Origin of the sequence: Citrobacter sp. BIDMC107 (assembly GCF_001037575.1) — a bacterium.
Lineage (GTDB): Bacteria > Pseudomonadota > Gammaproteobacteria > Enterobacterales > Enterobacteriaceae > Citrobacter > Citrobacter freundii.
Genome location: NZ_KQ089848.1, coordinates 4,469,898 through 4,477,298 on the forward strand (window position 1 = coordinate 4,469,898; position 7,401 = coordinate 4,477,298).

Genomic DNA, 7,401 nt, shown 5'->3' on the forward strand with positions numbered 1-7,401 from the left:
ACCCGGATGATGGCGATGATGTTACGCCGGTATACCCGGACGATGGCGGTGATGTCACGCCGGTATACCCGGATGATGGCGATGATGTTACGCCGGTATACCCGGACGATGGCGGTGATGTCACGCCGGTATACCCGGACGATGGTGGTGATATTAAACCGGTAGAACCGCAATATCGGGCTGATATTGGCGCTTATCTGGGCAACCAGTGGATGGCGCGTAATCTGCAAATGCAGACCCTTTATGATCGCGAAGGGAGTCAATTACGTACAGGTGACGGCGGTATGTGGCTGCGCTTTAAAGCGGGTGAAGCGTCGTCAACAGCTGCAGACGGTCATGTGGATATTGACAACACTTATTCGCAACTGCAAATCGGTGGTGATGTGCTTAGCTGGGATAATGGTGAGCAGAGCCTGAAGGCGGGGCTGATGGTGAGTTATATTCACGCCGACACGGACAGTACGGGTAACCGTGGTGCAGATGGGAGCCGGTTCTCTGCCAGTGGTAACGTAGCCGGTTATAATCTTGGCGCTTATGCCACCTGGTTTGCGGATGCGAAAAATCACAGCGGCCTGTACGTGGACAGTTGGTACCAGTACGGGCTCTACAATAACAGCGTCGATAACGGCGATGTCGGGTCAACAGATTATGATTCGGCGGCGAGCGCGGTCTCTCTGGAAACGGGCTATCGGTACGACATCATACTTGCAAACTATAATGTCGTCAGCCTGACGCCGCAGGCTCAGGCGACATGGCAGCAATTTAAAGCGGACGCTGTCGCACAGAATGGAACGCGTATTGATGGACAAAACGGGGACAGCTGGACCACGCGCCTCGGACTGCGGGTAGATGGCAAGCTGCACAAGAATACGACGTCGGTGATCCAGCCGTTTGCAGAGGTGAACTGGTTACACACCAGTGATGATGTTGGCGTAGCATTTGATGGTGCTGAGGTGAAGCAGGATCTTCCGGCAGATCGCGCCGAGGTGAAAGTGGGTATCCAGGCGAATTTGAATAGCCAGTGGAGTATCACTGGACAAGTGGCGGGTCAAAAAGGACGTAATGACTATGGCGATCTCAGCGGTAGTTTGCTCGTACGTTACAGCTGGTAATTGATGTAAATTATCATCCAGGTGTTGTTGAAATACCCCAGTCTATGGCTGGGGTAATCTTTGTTGATTTGCTGCTCTTGTTTACTTAGCTTGCTCTTGTCTTAAAAAAGCTAAGCCTTAATTTGTTCTGTGATGTTTTCTGAAGACTCGCTTTCTTCCAGTAAACCTTCATCCTGCGCCAGCATCGCCGTTGCAATCCCGTTACCTAATACGTTGATAGCTGAACGTCCCATATCCAGGAAGTGGTCAATTCCCATCAGTAACAGGATCCCGGCAACCGGAATATTGAAGCTTGGGATGGTTGCCGCCAGTACCACCAGCGCTGAACGCGGCACACCGGCAATTCCTTTGGACGCCAGCATCAGCGTCAGCATCAGGACGGTGATTTCTGCGAAAGAGAGGTGAATATTATAGGCCTGCGCGATAAACATGGAGGCAAATGAACAATAGACCATGGAACCGACCAGGTTAAACGAATAACCGATAGGCAGCACGAATGACACGATGTTGGGTGAGCAGCCAAATTTAGTTAATTGCTCCAGCGTTTTCGGATAAGCGGCCTCAGAGCTGCTGGTGGTGAATGCGACCAGAACCGGGTCTTTCAGCATGCTCACCAGGCGAAAGACCTCTTTTTTCAGCATGACATAACCCACCGCCAACAGAACCAGGCAGGTCAGCAAAATCGCCACATAGTAGCCGCCGATAAACGATGCATAGTTAAGCAGGATCCCCAGACCCTGGGTAGAGATTACGGAAGAGATGGCGGCAAAAATTGCCAGCGGCGCGACGTACATCACGTAGCCGGTCACTTTCAGCATAATGTGGGAAACCACATCCAGCGCGGCAACCAGCGGAGCGTTAAATTTCTCTCCGAGCGATGCTCCACCAATACCGAAAAACATTGAGAACACCACGATTTGCAGGATCTCATTGTTAGCCATTGCCTCGGCTATGCTGGTTGGAATGGTATGTGTCAGAAAACCTTTCAGGCTCATGCCGCCTACGGCCAGACCGGTGTCGGTGGCTTCCAGCGGGATCGCAAGGTTTAACCCGCTCCCGGGTTGCTCAAGGGAAACCACAAACAGACCGACCAGAATAGACAATACAGAAGAGCTGATAAACCAGATCATCGCTTTGCCGCCCACGCGACCGATGGTGGACGTTTCCCCCAGGCGCATAATACCAACGGTCAGGGTGCTGAATACTAAAGGCGCAATCACCATCTTAATCAGACGTAAAAAGATGTCGGTGAGAAGCGTAATATTATCGGCCCAGGCGGTCACAACGCCGGGAGAGGCATAAGAGTGGATCACCGCACCCGACAGGATCCCCGCCAGCATGAAGATCACGATAAACAACGTGAGTTTGTTTGCATTTGCCACTAAAAAGCCCTCAGTAAGGATTTAACATTTATTGATCTGTTACTCATTTTTTATACTTATTAAGTGGTAACGAAGTATTCATCATATAAATTGGATTAAAGCGTAAACGGATACAACTTTTTTTAATTTTTTATCCATTTTGTTGTGGTATTTACGATGCGTATGTGTGATCCAAATCACACAAAAAAGTGTATTTCAGCCAATCTGGCCGTGCTCACCGATGAGTATGAATGTTATTTGCATGATAATTATGGTGTTTTTATGTGAGTAATTTGTAGTTGCTGCACACCAGTTTTACCTTCCCCTCGCCAGGCTTCACATCCCTTCAGGATTTCCTTTTTGCAAACGTAAAGTTATCTCAGCCACTGCCGATAACGTTGATAACTCGTTTTCAGGAAGGTGCCTTATGTTTAACCGTATCCGCGTTGTCACAATGCTGATGATGGTGCTGGGGGTTTTCGCACTGCTACAGCTTGTTTCCGGTGGTCTGTTGTTTTCTTCATTGCAGCAGAATCAGCAAAGTTTTGTTATTTCTAACGATCTTCGACAGCAGCAAAGTGAACTTACCTCAACATGGGATCTGATGCTGCAAACACGAATCAATTTAAGCCGTTCTTCTGCGCGCATGATGATGGATGCGTCTAACCAGCAAAGCAGCGCCAAAAACGATCTGCTGAAGAATGCGAAAGCATCGCTGGCGCAGGCTGAAACGCATTACGCAAAATTTAAAAACATCACACCGTTGCCGGAAATGGCAGAAGCCAGCGGCAACATTGAGGAAAAATATCAGCAGTACCATGCGGCCTTGGCAGAACTGGTTCAGTTTCTGGAAAGCGGCAATATGGACGCCTACTTTGCGCAGCCTACGCAGGGAATGCAAAACGCGCTCGGCGAGGCGCTGGGCAAGTACGCCAGCGTTAGCGAAAAGCTTTACGTTCAGGCATTTGATCAAAGCGCGCGGGATTACCATTTCGCCCAATGGCAGCTTGGCGTGCTGGCCGTAGTGCTGGTGCTGATTCTGGTGGTGGTCTGGTACGGCATCCGTCATACCCTGCTTAATCCTCTGTCCCGTGTTATTGCCCATATTCGGGAAATCGCCAGCGGTAACCTGACCGCAACTCTCGCCGTTAGTGGTCGTAACGAAATCGGCGAGCTGGCCAGTACGGTTGATCATATGCAGCGCTCGCTGACGGAAACCGTCACTCTGGTGCGTGAAGGCTCTGATGCGATTTATTCTGGTACCAGCGAAATTGCCAGCGGAAACACGGATCTCTCATCTCGTACGGAACAGCAGGCGTCAGCGCTGGAGGAAACCGCAGCCAGCATGGAACAGCTGACCGCAACCGTGAAGCAAAACGCGGACAACGCGCGTCAGGCCTCGCAACTGGCGAAAAGCGCCTCGGATACCGCGCAGCATGGCGGCAAAGTGGTTGATAGCGTGGTGAACACCATGCACGAAATTGCCGATAGCTCGAAGAAAATTGCCGACATTATTAGCGTCATCGATGGCATTGCCTTTCAGACCAACATTCTCGCACTGAACGCGGCGGTTGAAGCTGCCCGCGCCGGTGAGCAAGGCCGCGGCTTTGCCGTGGTGGCGGGCGAAGTGCGTAATCTGGCAAGCCGCAGTGCGCAGGCGGCGAAAGAGATTAAAGCGTTGATTGAAGATTCCGTTTCCCGGGTTGATACCGGTTCTGTACTGGTAGAAAGCGCTGGGGAAACGATGAACGACATCGTCAATGCCGTGACGCGGGTGACCGATATCATGGGTGAGATTGCCTCGGCCTCCGACGAGCAAAGCCGGGGGATTGATCAGGTTGCGCTCGCGGTCTCTGAAATGGATCGCGTTACGCAGCAGAACGCCTCTTTGGTACAGGAGTCGGCTGCCGCAGCGGCCGCTCTTGAAGAACAGGCCAGTCGCCTGACGCAGTCGGTATCGACTTTCCGTCTTGCATCACGTCCGGCCTCGACAAAACCACGCGATACACGATTACCTGCAGCGCCGAGCGCATCCTATCCGCGCCAGAGCATTGAACAAGATACGAATTGGGAAACATTTTGACTGACAGTTAAACCGCGGCCAGTGCCGCCTGATGGGAGCGTTGATGTTTAATCGTATTCGAATTTCGACCACGCTGTTTTTGATTTTAATCCTCTGCGGTGTTTTGCAGATTGGCAGTAATGGCTTGTCCTTCTGGGCATTTCGGGACGGTTTTCAGAACCTGAATCAGGTCGAACGGAGTAATCAGCAACGCGCTGCGCTGGCCCAAACCCGCGCTGTGTTATTACAGGCCAGTACGGCCCTTAATAAGGCAGGGACGCTGACCGCCCTGAGCTATCCGCCAGAGGACATCAAAACCCTGATGACCCTTGCGCGCGACAGCCTGGCGCAGTCTGAATTGATGTTTAAACACTTTATGGCGACGTCGGATTCGACGGAACAAGGCAAGGCGCTGTTTAGCGCGACGGAGAAAAGTTTCAACCAGTGGCAAAGCGATCTCGCGCATCAGGCCACCTGGCTTGAAAACAATCAGTTGTCAGATTTTCTGACCGCGCCGGTGCAGGCGGCTCAAGATGCTTTTGATGCGAATGTGAATGCGTGGCAGAGCAACATCGACCGCGTGTTGCAAACGGCAGGAGAGCAGAGTCAGCGCAATTACCATATGTCGGGGGTGATTTTCGCCACCATGGTGGTCCTGGCAGCACTGCTCACCAGCGGTGCGCTGTTCTGGTCACGCAAGATGATTGTTCAGCCGCTGGCGATTATTGGCAGCCATTTCGACAGTATTGCCGCCGGGAATCTGGCACGGCCAGTAGCGGTTTATGGGCGCAATGAGATCTCGGCCATTTTTGCCAGCCTGCAGAAGATGCAAAAGGCATTACGCGAAACAGTAAATGACGTTCGTCAGGGCAGCTCAGCCATGCATAGCGGTATTTCAGAAATCGCGATGGGCAATAACGATTTATCTTCGCGAACCGAACAGCAGGCGGCCGCGCTGGCACAAACGGCAGCCAGCATGGAACAACTTACCGCCACTGTCGGCCAGAACGCTGATAACGCGCGCCAGGCGTCAGGGATCGCCAAAAGTGCGGCAGACACAGCGCATAAAGGTGGCGAGCAGACGTCCCGGGTTGCCAGCACCATGCATGAGATTTCTGCCAGCTCGCAGAAAATCGGCGACATCATCGGCGTGATTGACAGCATTGCCTTCCAGACCAATATCCTGGCGTTGAATGCCGCGGTCGAGGCCGCCAGGGCAGGGGAGCAAGGGCGTGGTTTTGCCGTCGTCGCTGGTGAAGTGCGTAATCTGGCAAGCCGTAGCGCGCAGGCGGCGAAAGAAATTAAGGGGCTCATTGAGGAGTCAGTCACCCGGGTGCATCAGGGCTCGCAACTGGTGGATATGGCGTCGCGCACGATGACGGAAATTGTCAGTTCGGTGACCCGGGTTAACGACATCATGGGCGAGATTGCCTCGGCATCCGATGAACAGCGCAGAGGCATTGAGCAGGTGGCGCAGGCCGTCAGCCAGATGGACTCAGTGACGCAGCAAAACGCCGGGCTGGTGGAAGAAGCCGCATCCGCCACCGGACAACTCGCTACACAGGCCGATAATCTTTCCGCCTGTGTCGCATTTTTCAAGCTTGAAGAGCAAACCGTAGCAAAACAAGAGTTGGCGCAGCCGCAGGTTGTGCCCGTTGTATCCTGAATGTGATTGAGAAGGCGCTATGACATCATCTCTGCCCACCGGGCAAACGTCATTATTGTTACAGATGACACAGCGCCTCGCGCTGTCTGACGCGCATTTTCGTCGGATATGTCAATTAATCTACCAGCGTGCGGGGATCGTACTGGCCGACCACAAGCGGGATATGGTTTATAACCGCCTGGTCCGCCGTTTGCGTACCCTGGGGCTGGATGACTTTGGTCGCTATCTCAGCATGCTGGAAGCTAACCAGAACAGTGCTGAGTGGCAGGCTTTTATTAACTCCCTGACTACCAACCTGACCGCATTTTTTCGCGAAGGGCATCATTTTCCGGTGCTGTCAGATCATGCTCGTCGGCGCAGCGGTGAATACCGCGTCTGGAGCGCGGCGGCATCAACCGGAGAAGAACCCTACAGCATTGCGATTACGCTTGCCGATACCTTAGGTATGGCACCGGGCCGCTGGCGTGTTTTTGCCAGCGACATTGATACCGAAGTGCTGGAAAAGGCCAGAAACGGCATTTACCGCCTCGATGAGCTAAAGACGCTGTCACCCCAGCAGTTGCAGCGTTATTTCATGCGCGGCACCGGGCCGCATGAAGGGTTGGTACGCGTTCGGCAGGAACTGGCAGGTCATGTTGAATTTTCCAGCGTCAATTTACTGGATAAGCAGTACAACGTGCCAGGCCCTTTTGATGCCATATTTTGCCGTAACGTAATGATCTATTTCGATAAAACGACGCAGCAGGACATTTTGCACCGTTTTGTTCCACTTCTTAAACCTGACGGACTGCTGTTTGCAGGTCATTCAGAAAACTTTAGCAACCTTGTGCGCGAGTTTAGCCTGCGTGGACAGACCGTGTATGCGCATGCGCCAGGTAAGGATAAAGCATGAGTAAAATCAGGGTGTTGTCGGTAGATGATTCTGCATTGATGCGTCAAATCATGACCGAAATTATTAACAGCCACAGTGATATGGAAATGGTGGCGACGGCGCCGGATCCGTTGGTCGCCCGGGATTTAATCAAAAAATACAATCCCGACGTCCTGACGCTGGACGTGGAAATGCCGCGCATGGACGGCCTCGATTTCCTTGAGAAGTTGATGCGCCTGCGTCCGATGCCGGTGGTTATGGTTTCTTCACTGACCGGTAAAGGTTCTGAGGTCACGCTGCGGGCCCTGGAACTGGGGGCGATTGACTTT

At 52.6% G+C, this 7,401-nt stretch carries 5 protein-coding genes and 1 pseudogene; 5 read left to right on the forward strand and 1 reads right to left on the reverse strand.

What is annotated here, in order from left to right; translation table 11 throughout:
- A partial coding sequence (locus tag SK39_RS27610) for an autotransporter outer membrane beta-barrel domain-containing protein (RefSeq protein WP_048217432.1) occupies window positions 1-1,112 on the forward strand: 1,112 nt, incomplete at its 5' end.
- 110 nt (window positions 1,113-1,222) lie between these two features.
- Here SK39_RS27610 and SK39_RS20785 read toward each other — a convergent pair.
- A complete protein-coding gene (locus SK39_RS20785; RefSeq protein WP_003839151.1) occupies window positions 1,223-2,494 on the reverse strand; it encodes a dicarboxylate/amino acid:cation symporter in 1,272 nt (423 codons plus the stop codon).
- Window positions 2,495-2,900: 406 nt separating this feature from the next.
- Between SK39_RS20785 and tar the strand changes: the two genes are divergently transcribed.
- The 4 genes and pseudogenes from tar to cheB form a co-directional block, all read left to right on the forward strand.
- Window positions 2,901-4,556, forward strand: coding sequence for a methyl-accepting chemotaxis protein II (tar, locus tag SK39_RS20790; RefSeq protein ID WP_032936849.1), 1,656 nt, complete (start codon window positions 2,901-2,903; stop codon window positions 4,554-4,556).
- Window positions 4,557-4,599: 43 nt separating this feature from the next.
- Entirely contained in the window at window positions 4,600-6,201 is a 1,602-nt protein-coding gene (gene tap, locus SK39_RS20795; RefSeq protein WP_003844172.1) for a methyl-accepting chemotaxis protein IV, read from the forward strand.
- A 19-nt stretch (window positions 6,202-6,220) separates the two neighbouring features.
- Entirely contained in the window at window positions 6,221-7,093 is an 873-nt protein-coding gene (cheR, locus tag SK39_RS20800) for a protein-glutamate O-methyltransferase CheR (RefSeq protein ID WP_003034649.1), read from the forward strand.
- Window positions 7,090-7,401: pseudogene (gene cheB / locus SK39_RS20805) on the forward strand (protein-glutamate methylesterase/protein glutamine deamidase); the annotation flags it as partial. The gene cheR and the pseudogene cheB, both read left to right, overlap by 4 nt.